The following is a 14,229-nucleotide window of genomic DNA, read 5'->3' as shown; positions in this document are numbered from 1 at the left end:
CGGCGCCGTGATCAGTACAAAACGCGCTGAGTTCGGCGCAAGCGTGGCACCTGACGACCGCGTACCGCCCAAATAGCCTGAAAACATGAGAGATAAACGATGAAAAAGTGGCAATGCATTGTCTGTGGCCTGATTTACAACGAAGCCGACGGCTGGCCCGATGACGGTATTGCGCCGGGCACCCTCTGGCAGGATGTTCCCGAAGACTGGCTATGCCCGGACTGCGGCGTAGGCAAAATGGATTTCGAAATGATCGAAATCGGCTGATACAGCTTTTTACTCTCTGGCTTGGAAGTAAGTATGAACGCACCTGTTGTGATTGTTGGCACCGGCCTGGCGGGCTACAACCTGGCCCGGGAATTTCGCAAGCTCGATGGCGAAACGCCGCTGCTGCTGATCACTGCCGATGACGGGCGTTCATACTCCAAGCCGATGCTCTCCACCGGCTTTGGCAAAAACAAGGAAGCCGACGGGTTGAGCATGGCCGAGCCGGGTGCAATGGCCGACCAGCTCAAGGCTGAAGTGCGTACTCATACCCGCATCAGCGGCATCGATCCTGGGCATAAGCGCCTGTGGATTGGTGAAGAAGCGGTGTACTACCGTGACCTGATCCTCGCCTGGGGAGCGGAAACGATCCGCGTACCCGTCGAGGGCGACGCCAGCGATGCCATTTTTCCGATCAACGATCTGGAGGATTACGCCCGTTTCCGTGCTGCAGCAGCCGGCAAACGGAGGGTATTGATCCTTGGCGTTGGCCTGATCGGTTGCGAGTTCGCCAACGATCTGATTCTCGGTGGCTATGAGGTCGATCTGGTCGCGCCTTGTGAACAAGTGATGCCGACATTGTTGCCTCCAGCTGCGGCAACTGCCGTGCGGGCCGGGCTGGAAAGTCTGGGCGCGCGTTTTCACCTTGGCCCGCTGATGACTCGCTTGCAGCGCACCGCCGATGGCCTTGAAGCCCACCTGTCCGATGGTCAGGTCATTCAGTGCGATGTGGTGGTTTCGGCTATCGGCCTGCGCCCCCGGGTGGATCTGGCTGCAGCAGCAGGCCTGCAAGTCGGTCGCGGCATCATCGTTGATCGTGAACTCAAAACCACCCACGCCAACATTTATGCACTGGGCGACTGCGCTGAAGTCGACGGCTTGAACCTGCTCTATGTCATGCCGTTGATGAGCTGTGCCCGCGCCTTGGCACAGACTCTTGCGGGCACGCCGACAGCCGTCAAATACGGGCCCATGCCCATCACCGTAAAAACCCCGGTTTGCCCGCTCGTGGTATCGCCTCCGCCACGTGGCACTGCAGGGACCTGGAGTGTCGAAGGGCAGGGCTCTGACATAAAAGCGCTGTGTCACGACCCTGCCGGCAACCTGTTGGGTTATGCCCTGACCGGAGCGGCTGCCATGGAAAAACTCGCCCTGAATAAGACACTTCCTGCGCTGTTGGCATAAATACTGGCCGTTCTGTCGGATAAGCCACATTTTTGGCTGCATAAACGTCGATGGTCCACTGGCGCCGACCAGAACAGCATGCCATCCTCATTCCCGTCTGCCGCAACGTAGAGCCGTTGCGGCGCCTGACTGCCGTTCTGCTTGAGCGGCGCGGGACATAAAAACAAAAATCCGTATAAGAGGCTTCATATGCGTAAACCAGAACTAGCGGCCGCCATTGCTGAAAAGGCGGACCTGACCAAAGAACAAGCCAATCGCGTCCTCAATGCCGTCCTCGAAGAAATCACCGGTGCATTGCACCGCAAGGACAGCGTCACCCTGGTCGGCTTCGGCACCTTCCTGCAACGCCATCGCGGCGCACGCACTGGTAAAAACCCACAAACTGGCGAGCCAGTGAAGATCAAGGCCAGCAACACCGTCGCCTTCAAGCCGGGTAAATCCCTGAAAGACAGCGTTAACCCCTAGTTACCAGCTGTACGCCTCGGCGGGAGGCGAGCAGTGAAAAAACGGGCACACCAACCAATGTTGGGTGCCCGTTTTTTGTTGCGTCGTCAGTGATGAAACGCCGCTACGTTCGCCCTCAGAACTTATAGCCAAGCCCTACCATGTACACGAACGGATCGACGTCGACATTCACCTTCGCCCGGACCCCAAGGTTGGTGTTGCTGACATAAGCGTCGGTTTCGATATCGATATAACGCATCTGCGCGTTAATCATCAGTCGGTCCGTGAGCATGTAGTCCGCGCCCACCTGCGCCGCCCATCCCCAGGAGTTGCTGGCGTGGAAGTTATCAAATCCTGCGGCACTGGCGCTGCTGCCTACGCTTTCGTCGTAGATCCAGGTGTAGTTAATCCCGGCGCCCACGTAGGGTTGAAAGGCTGACTTATTGTCCAGCGGGTAATAAATAAGGCTCAACGTCGGCGGCAGATGCTTGAGTGAACCGAGCTTGCCGTCCGCGATACCACCGGAAGTGCCTTTGAGGTTCACATCGTGCTCAAACGGCGTAGCCGCCAGCAACTCGATACCCAAATGGTCGGTGATCATGTAAGCGAAGTTCAAACCTAGTTGGGTATCGCTGCCCATGCTCGCCTTGCCGCCCAGATCCGTGCCCGCCAGACCGCCGCGATCAACTCGCACGCTGGAGCTGCTTTCTCTCGGGTCAACAGTCACAGCACCAGCCCGAACAATAATGTCCCCGGCCTCATAGGCCTGGACCGTGGACGCTGCCATGGTCAACATCAGCACCGGGATGCCGAGAAGGGTCAATCTACGCATAACTCACTCCACTATTCGAACGACGACCAGCCACGGATGTGCTGCATCAAGGAGGTCCGAGTATCAGGAAGTGACTCAGTGTGAACGTCTGCCGGATGGCATAGCGCTTTTGCGATACAGGCCATTAATACGTTACTAGATTTGTCCCCTAAAGCCTCTAGGCTGCGAACTTCCGGCAAAAAAACGGGTCATAGCGTTGTGCCATATCGGCACTTCATATGGAAAACCTAGTGATGACTAGTAAGTCCGCTTTCCTGAGTTCCAAAATCCGATTCGCAGCATTTTTGATGGGTAGCCTTGCGCTGTCACAGGCCCAAGCAGCAGTCGATTTAAGCTCCTATGACGCCACGTCCCAAGACAGCATCGTTGCCAGCCATTACGAGCCAACGGGCGTTTACTCGATCCGTAAAACCGACGTCACCCTGGGCGGCTTGCAGCAGTTGCAGAAAGAGTCCCGCCAGAACGCCAGTGAGCTGGCCACCCTCAAGGAAACCGTCAAAGCCCAGACCCGTTTGATTGAAGAACTCAAACGCAACAACGGCACCACTACCCAGACCAGCAACGCCGACGTGTCCGGCCTCAAGAGCAAGATGGAAGAGCAGAGCCGCACCATCAGCAAACTGGAAAGCCAGCTCAACGACCTCAAGCGCAGCGCTGGCTCAAGCTCAAGCAGCAATTCCAGCTCCAGCGACCTGTCGAGCCTGAAAAGCAAAGTCGAAGACCAGAACCGCAGCATCAGCAAACTGGAAAGCAAACTGAGTGACGTCCAGCGCAGCTCAGGCTCGAATAACAACTCAAGCTCCAGCGACATCAGCAGCCTGCGGCAGGACATCAGCAATCTGCGCAGTAGCGTGGGGCGGTTGGAGAGTCAGGTGAGCAGTTTGAGTAGTAAGGTTAAGTAATTGTGGTGTGGCAAACGGGGCTTAGGCCCCGTTTGCTTTTGGTCAACGGGAAAAATCTTTGTTATATAACTATGAGTGTTCTGTTAAAAAGAGCAGGCTCATTTTGCGTGGCTGCTCTTTTTGCTAAGTTGGTAATATCGAATTTCTTTGTTTTAACCTGCAACAGGTACGCGCCAGTCGTCGGAGCCAGAAGTGCCGGACACTTCGTGAGTCCATGTTATTTTACGATAGGTAAAATAAACATCTTCCAGGTGCGTGAAGTGCGATTGGGCTGGATCCTGGCAGTTAGGCATCGTTGAATTGATATCGACGATAATTGCGTCTTCCAGTTCTATAGTGAAATAGTGCTCCTGAGTTCCCTCTGCAGAAGTTCGATACCATTCCAGGCGGCACTTTGTCAGACGTTCGCCAGTTGTCAGTGCGGTAAACAGTAAGGGCGAAGACTTGTCAAAAACCTTGGTTATCATCAGCGGTTTGTGAACCCGCTGCCCAGTAGGTTGGCCGGATTGCGGGTCGCGAGGAATGATGACGTGATGGTCAAATGCCTGAACCAGTATCTGATCCTCGTGGCCTTCCTGATAGATATTCCCCACTGAATCCTGGGTGAAAGTCCCGGAGGTGATAAGCCCTTGTGTAGTTCCCTCAACGGACAAATACGCTGGTGTTGGCATCGGTGCACTCCTGGCAAATCATAACTATAGGGTTTTAATTGGCTTTGTTGCTGTTATCAAAAAGCCGCCGAACTTTACTTCTAATATTTATACGGGTCTGTAGTTTTTTCTTTTAATGTTTGTAGGAGGTTTCGTCGCACCATGTAAGAAAAGCAATCGACAGAAATATTATAATTTAATCTTGCTGTGTGATGATTTGCTGGATAGTATTGTCGTCAGTGTCAGGTTTCTGATCTTGGTCTATTTGTGTGATAGGTTTGTTGGGTGGGTATGTTTAATTTTTAAACATGTCTGCTTGTGTGCGCGCTTATAAATTTACGAATATTGACATTGTCTCTGGTTTTTTTATATTCCCGAAATTGGAAGTTATGTATTCAGCTGATGCTGCGCGCAGATATTTAGCGCTCGCCCAAAACCCGGTATCCGAAGATGACTATGCCGGGGAAGATGTTCGTTATTCGTCTGAATTCGAAGCATTGGAGGCTGAGCTTTCAAAGCCGCTGGCGTTACATGATACGGCTCAGATCGACTGGCAGAGGGTGCAGGAGGGTAGTGAGGCTCTGCTCGCGGGCATGTCCAAGGATTTACGTGTCGCATGTTGGCTGAGCTGGGCGTTGTATCAGACCCAGTCTTTCGCCGGTTTGGTTTCGGGGCTGGAAATGCTCTGCGATTTTTGTACGCATCGCTGGTTGGCTATCTTCCCTCGGAAATCCAGAACGCGTGCCGCGACGCTTGACTGGTTGGTCGCGCGGCTCGAGAAAGCTCTTGATGCAAACATCCCGATCAGCGACCAGCTTGAGGTGTTTCAGCGACTGATTCTGCAGCTTGAAGTCCTGGACGTTGCGTTAAGGGAGCATCTGGGTGAAGAAGCTCCATTGATTCTGCCATTGCGCAGACGTCTGGTGAATATGGTGACGCGTGCTACCGACAGTCGACCACAGGCGAGCCCCGTGGAAGCAGTCGTTGCCCAAGTTAAGCAGGTCGCGACTCAATGGTTCACAGGTATTACCTCCATAGAAAGCGAAAGGGACGCACAACAAGCATTACGTGCCCAGCGGGAAAACACGCTGCTGTTGTGCAACTGGTGGCTACGTCAGAAGGCCACAGATCCTCGGGCGTTACGTCTGAATCGAACGCTGAGCTGGCTATCGATTAACAGCATTCCGCAGCACAGCCCTGAGCGGGTTACTGATCTTCATGGCGTTCCAGGCGACAAGCTCAAGAGCTACCAGTTGCACTTCGATCAAGGTCAGTACGCTGATCTGCTGGTGAAGGTGGAAACGAGTATTGCCCGCGCCCCTTTTTGGTTTGATGGTCAGAGGTTGGTTTGGGAATGCCTGGAGGCTCTGGGCGCCGATGCTGCGAAGCGGGAACTGGAGATCCATTTCGCGTTGTTTCTCCAGCGGCTGCCGGGTGTCGCCGAATTGCGATTTCACGACGGCACAGAGTTCGCGGATGCGGCAACTCGTGACTGGATCGCTGCCTGTGTAACTCCCCATCTGGAGCCCGCAAGTGGCGCGCAGCAAGTTTTGGTTACAGATAACTCGCCCGCTTGGGATGTCGCGCTTCAAGAGGCTACTTCCACTTTGCGTAGAGGGGGGCTTAGGGCTGCAGTACAGAAGCTCAAAGCCGGTTTTCAGAACGCGCAAGGTGGAAGAGAAAAGTTCTGCTGGCAGTTAAGCCTCGCCCGCTTGTGCCATCAGGCCAAAAAATACGAATTGGCGAAGGCTCAATTGGAGGCTCTCGACGAACAAATATTGCGATCGGAGTTGCATCTCTGGGAGCCGGGTCTGGCCTTGGAGGTCTTGCAGCTTTTGCATGCTTGTTATGGCTTGCTCCCACCCGGTCACGAGGCTCGCGAGCGCAAAGAAGGGATATACCGCAGGTTGTGCCACCTTGATATCGAGATGGTGCTCGAATAAGCCCTAGGGCTTCAACAGTGAAGGAGAAAAGCTGTGGCCAAAGAAGGCTCGGTAGCCCCTAAAGAACGGATCAATATTACTTTCAAGCCTGCCACCGGCAGCGCCCAGGAGGAAATTGAACTGCCACTGAAATTAATGGTGTTGGGCGACTTCACCCAGCAGATGGATGAGCGCAAGGTCGAGGATCGCAAGCCGATCAACATCGACAAAAATAACTTTGATGAGGTGCTGGCCAATCAGAAGCTTGGCCTGACTCTCAACGTGCCAAATCGATTGCAGGATGAGGACTATTCGCAGGAGCTGGCCATCGATTTGCGTATCAACTCGATGAAAGATTTCAACCCCGCGAGTCTGGTCGAGCACGTACCGGAGATGAAAAAGCTGATGGAGCTACGCGACGCATTGATGGCCCTGAAGGGGCCGCTGGGCAATGCTCCGGCATTCCGCAAAGCGATTGAAAGCGTTCTGGAAGATGACGACTCCCGCAGTCGAGTGCTCGGCGAATTAGGTCTGGAAGCCCCAGCCCTAAAGGACGCTTGAGTTAGTAATCGATAAAGAGGTCCCTCTTATGAGTACCCGTGCAATAAAGCAACAAAACGCTGAGACCACAGAGTTCGGCATACTCGATCAGATCATCGCCGAAACAAAACTGACTCCGAATGACGACGCTTACGACATCGCGAAGCGTGGTGTTGCTGCTTTCATCGAAGAGTTGCTCAAGCCGCACAACAGCCAGGAGCCCGTTAAAAAGGCAATGGTTGACCGAATGATCGCGGAGATTGATGGCAAGCTCAGCCGCCAGATGGATGAGATCCTGCACCACCCTGATTTTCAGGCGTTGGAGGCTTCATGGCGCGGTCTCCAGTTGCTCGTCGACCGGACCAACTTCCGCGAGAACATCAAGGTTGAAATACTTAATGTCTCCAAGCAGGACCTGCTGGACGATTTCGAGGACTCGCCCGAGGTGATGCAGTCGGGTCTTTACAAGCACGTGTATTCAGCCGAGTACGGGCAATTTGGTGGTCAGCCGGTTGGGGCGATTATCGCTAATTACTTCTTCTCCCCGAGCTCTCCCGACGTTAAAACCATGCAGTACGTTTCCAGCGTCGCTTGCATGGCTCATGCACCCTTCATTGCGGCAGCGGGCCCGAAGTTTTTTGGTCTGGAAAGCTTCACCGGGCTGCCTAATATGAAAGAGCTAAAGGATCACTTTGAGGGGCCGCAGTTCGCCAAATGGCAGAGTTTCCGTCAGCAGGAGGATTCCCGGTATTTTGGTTTAACGATGCCGCGCTTTTTACTGCGCAACCCCTACGATCCTGAAGAGAATCCAGTCAAGAGCTTCGTCTACACAGAAAATGTTGCCAGCAGTCACGAGCATTATCTGTGGGGAAACACGGCTTATGCTTTCGGAACACGACTGACCGACAGCTTCGCCAAGTTTCGGTGGTGTCCGAATATTATCGGGCCACAGAGCGGTGGAGCAGTAGAGGACTTGCCTCTCCATCACTTCCAGAGCATGGGTGAAATCGAGACCAAAATCCCTACTGAGGTGTTGGTCTCCGACCGTCGCGAATACGAATTGGCAGAGGAGGGCTTCATAGCCCTGACCATGCGCAAGGGCAGTGACAACGCGGCATTCTTTTCGGCCAGTTCAGCGCAGAAAACAAAGTCATTCGGGATGAGTGAGGAAGGCAAAGACGCCGAGTTCAATTACAAGCTCGGAACTCAGCTGCCTTATCTAATGATCATTAACCGTCTTGCTCACTACCTGAAGGTTTTGCAGCGTGAACAATTAGGCTCCTGGAAAGAGCGCACAGACCTTGAGGAAGAGTTGAACAAATGGATTCGTCAGTACATCGCGGATCAGGAAAACCCAAGCGCCGATGTTCGCGGTCGACGTCCGTTGCGTGCTGCCAAAATTGCCGTCAGCGATGTCGAGGGTGAGCCAGGCTGGTACCGGGTTAGCCTGAACGTGCGCCCGCACTTCAAATACATGGGGGCAGATTTCACCTTGTCTCTGGTAGGCAAGCTGGATAAAGAGTGATCGAGTGATGTCTGGATACGGCAGTCTTTTCGAGCGCCTTGCAGGTGATAGCGATGAACGTATCGGCATGGGGCACGAGGAGAGTGTCGTTGCCTCGGTGGCTGCCCACCTTGCGAAAATGCTCAGCACCCGGGCAGGCAGTGTGCGAACGCTGCCTGACTATGGCCTCCCAGATTTAAATGACATGAACTTGAGTCTGCATGAGTCACTGACACAAGCTCGCAAGGCCATAGAGAGTTTCATTGCATTCTATGAACCGCGTCTGAATAGCGTGAAGGTCACCTCTATTCCGCGTGAAAGCGATCCGTTTCGCTTGTTCTTCGCAATTGAAGGAATGCTGGATGTGGCAGGTATCAAAAGACCCGTCAGATTTTCTGCCGCATTGAATGGATCCGGACAGGTCATGATTATGTAACGCTCAAGTAGCGATCTTTAATTAACTCGCCAAGTCTATCCAGACGCTGGCAAGTTACAGAGCATGATTAAACGCTTTCTCTGCACTTGTTGCTGATGGCTTTGTGCGCGCCGTTTTTAACGGTGCCGGGATAAGTACAACGATGTCTTTTAATGATTATTACCAGAGTGAACTGACTGCCTTGCGGCAGTCAGGTCGTATTTTTGCTGAGCGTAATCCTGCGTTGGCACCCTTTCTCGGACAAAGTGGACGAGACCCGGATGTGGAGCGTCTGTTGGAGGGTGTAGCCTTTCTAACGGGGCGTTTACGACAAAAACTCGATGATGAGTGGCCCGAGCTGACCCACTCTCTCATGCAGTTGCTGTGGCCCAACTATATGCGTCCGCTGCCATCGTTCAGCATTTTGCAATTCGACGCACTACAGCAAACCGGTCCGGCTATGCGTGTTGAACGTGAGACACCGGTGGACAGTAAGCCTATCGATGGAGTTATTTGTCGCTTCCGAACCTGTTATGTCACTGAAGTATTACCGCTTGAATTGGCTGCCTTGAATTACTCGGCAAGCGGCGGCGGGGCGCTGTTCAGCCTTCAGTTAAAGGTTCTAGGCGATGGTCACCTGGGTGATCTGGCGCTTGAGCGTCTGCGTCTGCACTTTTCAGGCGAACGCTACATTAGCCAGACTCTCTACCTCAATCTACTGAGAAATCTGGCCACTATCGATGTTGTCCCTCTGGACTCGGAGGGTAAGCCATTCCGGAGCCCAGACAATAAAACCCTGTCTATCAGTCTTTCGAAGCTAGACGTTCAACCTGTAGGCTTTTCCGAGTGTGAAGGGCTGATCCCCTATCCGTTGAATACCTTTAGAGGGTATCGATACCTTCAAGAGTTTTTCGCATTTCAGGATAAATTCCTGTTCGTGGATATTAGCGGGCTTGAAGCTCTAACTACTTTACCAGACAGCGTACGGGAGCAGGCCAAGGGCTTTGAGCTACGGTTCAGTATTCAAAAAAATGCCATCCAGCGATCACAACCGACGTTGGATAACGTACGTCTCTATTGCACGCCGATCGTCAATTTATTTCCGCAGGATGCGCTCCCTATCAGGCTTGATGGGAAGCAGGATGAGTATTTACTGCTGCCATCTGCGGACGAACGTAAACACTGTGGCGTCTACTCGGTGGAAAGTGTTGTCGGCCATGTGCAGTCCGTTGCTGGTGAGCGTCACTACGTACCCTTCGAGTCTTTCAAGCATGACCCCAGCTTTGACGTACCTGAGGGAAGTCCGCATTACAGCATCCGACAGCGTACATCTACACTACACGGCGGTCTTGATACCTATTTAAGTTTTGATCTCCGTCATTCTGATGAGCAGGAAGCGCTGTCTATAGAATTGATATGTACCAACCAGAACTTACCGGTGCGCCTCAAGGCCGGAGAGGTTTGTGTGGCTCGCGATCTCACGCCGGGCAACGCCAGCTTTCGAAATATCACTGCATGTACTGCTCATTACTCTCCACCGATTAGTGAGAATTTCCTTTGGAAATTGATCAGCAATATGTCGCTCAACTATCTCTCACTGGAAGATGTTGATGCGTTGAAGGTCATTCTCGAGACGTATGACTTTGCTCAGTACTACGACCGTAACGCAGCAAACGTCACCCAGAAAATGCTTGCTGGACTTAAGTCCATTCGCCACGAACCGGTTGATCGTCTGTTCAAGGGGCTTCCTGTGCGAGGGCTGCGTACAGAGCTGATTGTCGATGCCGAGCAATTTGTCTGCGAAGGGGAAGTGTTTCTCTTCGCCTCGGTACTCAACGAGTTTTTTGCCTTGTACGCGAGCCTCAATTCCTTTCATGAGCTTAGAGTCAAGACTGTCACTGGGGAGGTATACGCATGGCAACCGCGTATGGGTCTGCAGCCCCTCCTTTGAACGATATGACTCAAGCGATACGTGAGTATTCGGTGTTTCAGGCTGTGTTACTGACGCTGGATATATTGCGCAAAGCGCATCCGGACCTGAATGAAGATCAGCTTTATGACCAGATTGAGTTTCAGGCCAATCCTGGCTTGGGTTTTCCCGGTAGCGACATTGATCGTGTGGAGTATTTCCATGAACACGGGTTTTTACGTGCGCGTATACGTTTAAACCTGCTGGGGTTATCAGGATCCGCTTCCCCTTTACCAGCGTTTTACGCAGAGCAGTCGCTGGGGGACAACGATGCTGGTAATCCAACGCGGATGTTCCTCGATCTTTTGAACCACCGCCTGCATCGGTTGATAACCCCTATCTGGCAACGGTATCGCTACCGGGCGAGTTTTCAGAAGGGTGCCATCGATCCCTTTTCCCAGAGGCTATTTGCGTTGATAGGGCTGGCAGGCACCCCTATTCGCGAAGCGCGGGACATTAATTGGAAGCGCCTTTTACCTTATCTGGGATTGCTCAGTCTGCGGGCTCACTCTGCCGCCTTGATTGAAGCCGTGCTGCGTTACTACTTCAAACACCTTGAATTAAGCATTGAGCAATGCCTGCCACGCGCTGTGGACATTCTGCCAGATCAGTTGAATCAACTAGGTGCGATGAACAGCTTGATGGGGCAGGACCTTTTACTCGGTGGGCGAGTAAACGACCGCAGCGGCAAATTCCGAATTCACATCCGTGAACTGAGTTGGCAGCGCTTCCATGAGTTTTTGCCCATCGGAACAGGCTACCAACCCCTCGGCGCTTTGGTCCGCTTCAGCTTGCGCGACCCTCTGAGCTACGACATTCGCCTGGCGCTCCGCCAGGAAGACATTCGGGATCTGCGCCTTGGCGATCAAAGCGATTGTCGCCTCGGCTGGACAACCTGGCTCGGGCGAGAAGATGCCGACGGTGTTGTAACTCTGGGCAGTAACCTCATAAGGATTGATAAATGATCAACGTGGATCTACAGCAACTCATTCAGGCATTGGACGCTGATACGCGGCGCGATCTGGAGGCCGGTGCCGAACGTTGCGTAGCCAGAGGTGGCAGCAAAATCCTGGTCGAAGACCTTTTGCTGGCACTGCTCGAGCGACCTCATAGTCTGTTAAGTCGCGCACTTATGGACGCTGAGGTTGATTGTGGAGAGCTTGTGGCTGCGCTACAGCCCAAGTGTGAAGACAGTGCGTCGCGCAATCCGGTGTTCGCTCCTGAACTGGTGCAGTGGCTACAAGACTCGTTGCTGGTCGCGACCCTCGAGCTTGGGCAGAGTCAGGTTGATCAGGCTGCGCTGATTCTGGCTTTGCTACGCAACCCGATTCGCTACGCGGGCAGTCGTTACTACGTCCTGCTGGGGCGACTTGACGGCGAGCGCCTGCGAGATTTTGCGCTGTCCGAAAAACCTGACTCCATTTCTGCTGCGAAGTTTTCCAGGGATGAATCGCTACTCAACCGATTCACACACAACCTCACGCAGCAGGCGCGGGACGGAAAGCTGGATCCGGTGTTGTGTCGGGACGACGCTATTCGGCAGATGGTCGACATTCTTGCTCGGCGACGCAAGAACAATCCTATCGTCGTAGGGGAGGCGGGTGTCGGCAAAACAGCAGTAGTTGAAGGTTTGGCATTGCGTATTGCTAGCGGTGAAGTACCGCAGGCTCTTGAGGGTGTTGAATTACTGTCGCTGGACATGGGCTTGCTACAGGCAGGTGCAAGCGTAAAAGGTGAGTTCGAAAGGCGGCTCAAAGGCGTCATAGACGAAGTGAGGGGTTCGCCTGTACGGGTCATATTGTTCATTGATGAGGCTCACACCCTGATAGGTGCTGGTGGGCAGGCGGGTGGCTCTGATGCTGCCAATCTTCTCAAGCCGGCGCTTGCCCGTGGAGAGTTGTGCACGATCGCCGCCACTACCTGGGTGGAATACAAGAAATACTTCGAGAAAGACCCGGCTTTGGCGCGGCGCTTTCAGCCAGTGAAGCTGCATGAGCCCACCGTTAGTGACGCGATCACTATTTTACGGGGGCTGGCCCCCATCTATGAGCAGAGTCACGGTATCTATCTGCGTGACGACGCCGTTGTTGCTGCGGCGGAGCTGTCTGCGCGCTATTTGGCTGGGCGTCAACTGCCGGATAAAGCCGTTGATGTGCTGGATACCGCATGCGCTCGAGTTCGTATCAGTCTCGCCGCTGCGCCTGAAAGTCTGGAGCGTTTGCGCGGCCAGTTAGCTGAGGGTGTGCGCGAACAGAAAGCCTTGAGTCGCGATATGGATGCCGGGCTTACTGTTGATATCAAGGCGTTGAATGCGCTTGCCGTCAGTCTTGAGCAGCAGCAAAGTCAGATGTTGGAATTGGAGCAGCGCTGGCGTGAACAGCAACAGCTTGCGGAGCGATTGCTTGAGTTGCGCAAGCAGCGCGCACTTGCCTACACCCTCGATCACAACATCGAGCGGATCACAGATTTTACGGTCAGTAAGCAAGGTTTCGACGAGCTGGACGTGCAGTTGCATGAGACACAGCAGGCGTTGACCAAGTCGCAGTCAGTAGAGCGACTCGTCAGTCATGAAGTGTGTCCGCGTCTGGTCGCAGAGGTGGTGAGTGCTTGGACAGGCGTGCCGCTCACGCAGTTGGCGCGGGAGCACAATGCGAAGGTCACGAGCTTCGCAGACGATCTACGGCAACGCATTCGCGGACAGGAACAAGCCGTACAAGCCCTCGATAGAGCCATGCGGGCTACTGCAGCGGGCCTGAACAAACCTGATGCACCTGCCGGTGTTTTCTTGCTGGTAGGCCCCAGCGGCGTAGGCAAAACCGAAACGGGTTTGGCGCTGGCCGATCTTCTGTATGGCGGCGAGCGCTTCGTGACCACCATCAACATGTCCGAGTTTCAGGAAAAACATACCGTTTCACGACTCATCGGCGCGCCTCCCGGATATGTCGGATATGGAGAGGGCGGCATGCTCACGGAAGCGGTGAGGCAAAAGCCCTACTCCGTGGTGCTACTCGATGAGGTGGAGAAGGCCGACCCGGATGTATTGAATCTGTTCTATCAGATTTTCGACAAAGGTATCGCCAACGATGGTGAAGGGCGTGAAATTGATTTTCGTAACACCTTGATCTTGATGACTTCCAATCTGGGCAGCGAGCGTATTGATGCCTTGTGCATGAATGGCAATCGGCCCTCTGCCGAGCAACTGGAAGAGGCCATTCGGCCGTTGCTGAGTAAGCACTTCAAACCTGCATTGTTGGCGCGCATGCGCGTAGTCCCTTACTACCCGGTGAGCGGTCCAGTGATGCGCGAATTGGTTGAGTTGAAGCTGCAGCGGCTTGGCGAGCGCTTGAGCCGTCGTGGGCTGGTGTTCACCAGTGGTAACGAGCTGCTGGATCACTTGGCGGATCGCTGTGTTCAAGGGGAAAGCGGCGCGAGGCTTATTGACCACCTGATTGAGTTGCATGTCATGCCGCTCATTGCAGATCGTCTGCTGGCAGCGATGGCTGAAGGTCAGCCTTTATCCCACATACACGCCACGCTGGACGGGGTTCGTATCGTCTGCGAGTTCACCTGAAAAGCCACAAAGCAGCGTAGAAAGCTATCCA

At 53.8% G+C, this 14,229-nt stretch carries 13 protein-coding genes; 11 read left to right on the top strand and 2 right to left on the bottom strand.

From position 1 onward, the window contains the following. Positions 1 to 99 precede the first annotated feature (99 nt). From EE949_RS27150 to EE949_RS27140, 3 genes are all read left to right on the top strand, one after another. Positions 100 to 267: a rubredoxin gene (locus tag EE949_RS27150; RefSeq protein ID WP_002555879.1), complete on the top strand. Its 168-nt coding sequence runs from the start codon at positions 100 to 102 to the stop codon at positions 265 to 267. A 33-nt stretch (positions 268 to 300) separates the two neighbouring features. Beyond that, positions 301 to 1,449: an NAD(P)/FAD-dependent oxidoreductase gene (locus EE949_RS27145; RefSeq protein ID WP_122667115.1), complete on the top strand. Its 1,149-nt coding sequence runs from the start codon at positions 301 to 303 to the stop codon at positions 1,447 to 1,449. Positions 1,450 to 1,638: 189 nt separating this feature from the next. Next, positions 1,639 to 1,914, top strand: a complete 276-nt coding sequence (locus EE949_RS27140; RefSeq protein ID WP_003213368.1) for an HU family DNA-binding protein — start codon at positions 1,639 to 1,641, stop codon at positions 1,912 to 1,914. 115 nt (positions 1,915 to 2,029) lie between these two features. Here EE949_RS27140 and EE949_RS27135 read toward each other — a convergent pair whose 3' ends face one another. Beyond that, on the bottom strand, positions 2,030 to 2,689 hold the full coding sequence (locus EE949_RS27135; RefSeq protein WP_430735908.1) for an OmpW/AlkL family protein: 660 nt from the start codon (positions 2,687 to 2,689) through the stop codon (positions 2,030 to 2,032). 269 nt (positions 2,690 to 2,958) lie between these two features. Between EE949_RS27135 and EE949_RS27130 the strand changes: the two genes are divergently transcribed. Beyond that, positions 2,959 to 3,627 (top strand): hypothetical protein, encoded by a 669-nt coding sequence (locus EE949_RS27130; protein ID WP_122667113.1) that lies wholly within the window; start codon positions 2,959 to 2,961, stop codon positions 3,625 to 3,627. Between the two features lie 152 nt (positions 3,628 to 3,779). Here EE949_RS27130 and EE949_RS27125 read toward each other — a convergent pair whose 3' ends face one another. Beyond that, complete coding sequence (locus EE949_RS27125; RefSeq protein ID WP_122667112.1) at positions 3,780 to 4,298, bottom strand: Hcp family type VI secretion system effector; 519 nt, start codon at positions 4,296 to 4,298, stop codon at positions 3,780 to 3,782. 368 nt (positions 4,299 to 4,666) lie between these two features. Here EE949_RS27125 and tssA point away from each other — a divergent pair, with 368 nt between their 5' ends. From tssA to tssH, 7 genes are all read left to right on the top strand, one after another. Further along, entirely contained in the window at positions 4,667 to 6,220 is a 1,554-nt protein-coding gene (tssA, locus tag EE949_RS27120; RefSeq protein WP_122667405.1) for a type VI secretion system protein TssA, read from the top strand. Between the two features lie 33 nt (positions 6,221 to 6,253). Further along, positions 6,254 to 6,760, top strand: coding sequence for a type VI secretion system contractile sheath small subunit (gene tssB / locus EE949_RS27115; protein ID WP_122667111.1), 507 nt, complete (start codon positions 6,254 to 6,256; stop codon positions 6,758 to 6,760). Positions 6,761 to 6,788: 28 nt separating this feature from the next. Next, positions 6,789 to 8,264, top strand: coding sequence for a type VI secretion system contractile sheath large subunit (gene tssC, locus EE949_RS27110; RefSeq protein WP_122667110.1), 1,476 nt, complete (start codon positions 6,789 to 6,791; stop codon positions 8,262 to 8,264). 7 nt (positions 8,265 to 8,271) lie between these two features. After that, complete coding sequence (gene tssE, locus EE949_RS27105) at positions 8,272 to 8,679, top strand: type VI secretion system baseplate subunit TssE (protein WP_122667109.1); 408 nt, start codon at positions 8,272 to 8,274, stop codon at positions 8,677 to 8,679. A gap of 142 nt (positions 8,680 to 8,821) precedes the next feature. After that, a complete protein-coding gene (gene tssF / locus EE949_RS27100; protein ID WP_122667108.1) occupies positions 8,822 to 10,609 on the top strand; it encodes a type VI secretion system baseplate subunit TssF in 1,788 nt (595 codons plus the stop codon). Continuing rightward, entirely contained in the window at positions 10,573 to 11,592 is a 1,020-nt protein-coding gene (tssG, locus tag EE949_RS27095) for a type VI secretion system baseplate subunit TssG (protein ID WP_122667107.1), read from the top strand. Before tssF ends, tssG begins: the two co-directional genes overlap by 37 nt. Next, positions 11,589 to 14,198, top strand: coding sequence for a type VI secretion system ATPase TssH (gene tssH, locus EE949_RS27090; RefSeq protein ID WP_122667106.1), 2,610 nt, complete (start codon positions 11,589 to 11,591; stop codon positions 14,196 to 14,198). The genes tssG and tssH overlap by 4 nt, the downstream gene beginning before the upstream one ends. Positions 14,199 to 14,229 lie beyond the last annotated feature (31 nt).

The sequence above is a fragment of the Pseudomonas viridiflava genome, assembly GCF_900602065.1.
Classification (GTDB): domain Bacteria; phylum Pseudomonadota; class Gammaproteobacteria; order Pseudomonadales; family Pseudomonadaceae; genus Aquipseudomonas.
This window is presented reverse-complemented; position numbering and strand designations above follow the sequence as displayed.

Coding starts and splice junctions, on each gene's coding strand:
- tssF (WP_122667108.1), top strand. CDS start 8,822: ATGTCTTTTAATGATTATTACCAGAGTGAACTGACTGCCTTGCGGCAG.
- tssG (WP_122667107.1), top strand. CDS start 10,573: ATGGCAACCGCGTATGGGTCTGCAGCCCCTCCTTTGAACGATATGACT.
- tssA (WP_122667405.1), top strand. CDS start 4,667: ATGTATTCAGCTGATGCTGCGCGCAGATATTTAGCGCTCGCCCAAAAC.
- tssH (WP_122667106.1), top strand. CDS start 11,589: ATGATCAACGTGGATCTACAGCAACTCATTCAGGCATTGGACGCTGAT.
- tssC (WP_122667110.1), top strand. CDS start 6,789: ATGAGTACCCGTGCAATAAAGCAACAAAACGCTGAGACCACAGAGTTC.
- EE949_RS27135 (WP_430735908.1), bottom strand. CDS start 2,689: ATGTTGACCATGGCAGCGTCCACGGTCCAGGCCTATGAGGCCGGGGAC.
- EE949_RS27125 (WP_122667112.1), bottom strand. CDS start 4,298: ATGCCAACACCAGCGTATTTGTCCGTTGAGGGAACTACACAAGGGCTT.
- EE949_RS27145 (WP_122667115.1), top strand. CDS start 301: ATGAACGCACCTGTTGTGATTGTTGGCACCGGCCTGGCGGGCTACAAC.
- EE949_RS27140 (WP_003213368.1), top strand. CDS start 1,639: ATGCGTAAACCAGAACTAGCGGCCGCCATTGCTGAAAAGGCGGACCTG.
- tssE (WP_122667109.1), top strand. CDS start 8,272: ATGTCTGGATACGGCAGTCTTTTCGAGCGCCTTGCAGGTGATAGCGAT.
- EE949_RS27130 (WP_122667113.1), top strand. CDS start 2,959: ATGACTAGTAAGTCCGCTTTCCTGAGTTCCAAAATCCGATTCGCAGCA.
- EE949_RS27150 (WP_002555879.1), top strand. CDS start 100: ATGAAAAAGTGGCAATGCATTGTCTGTGGCCTGATTTACAACGAAGCC.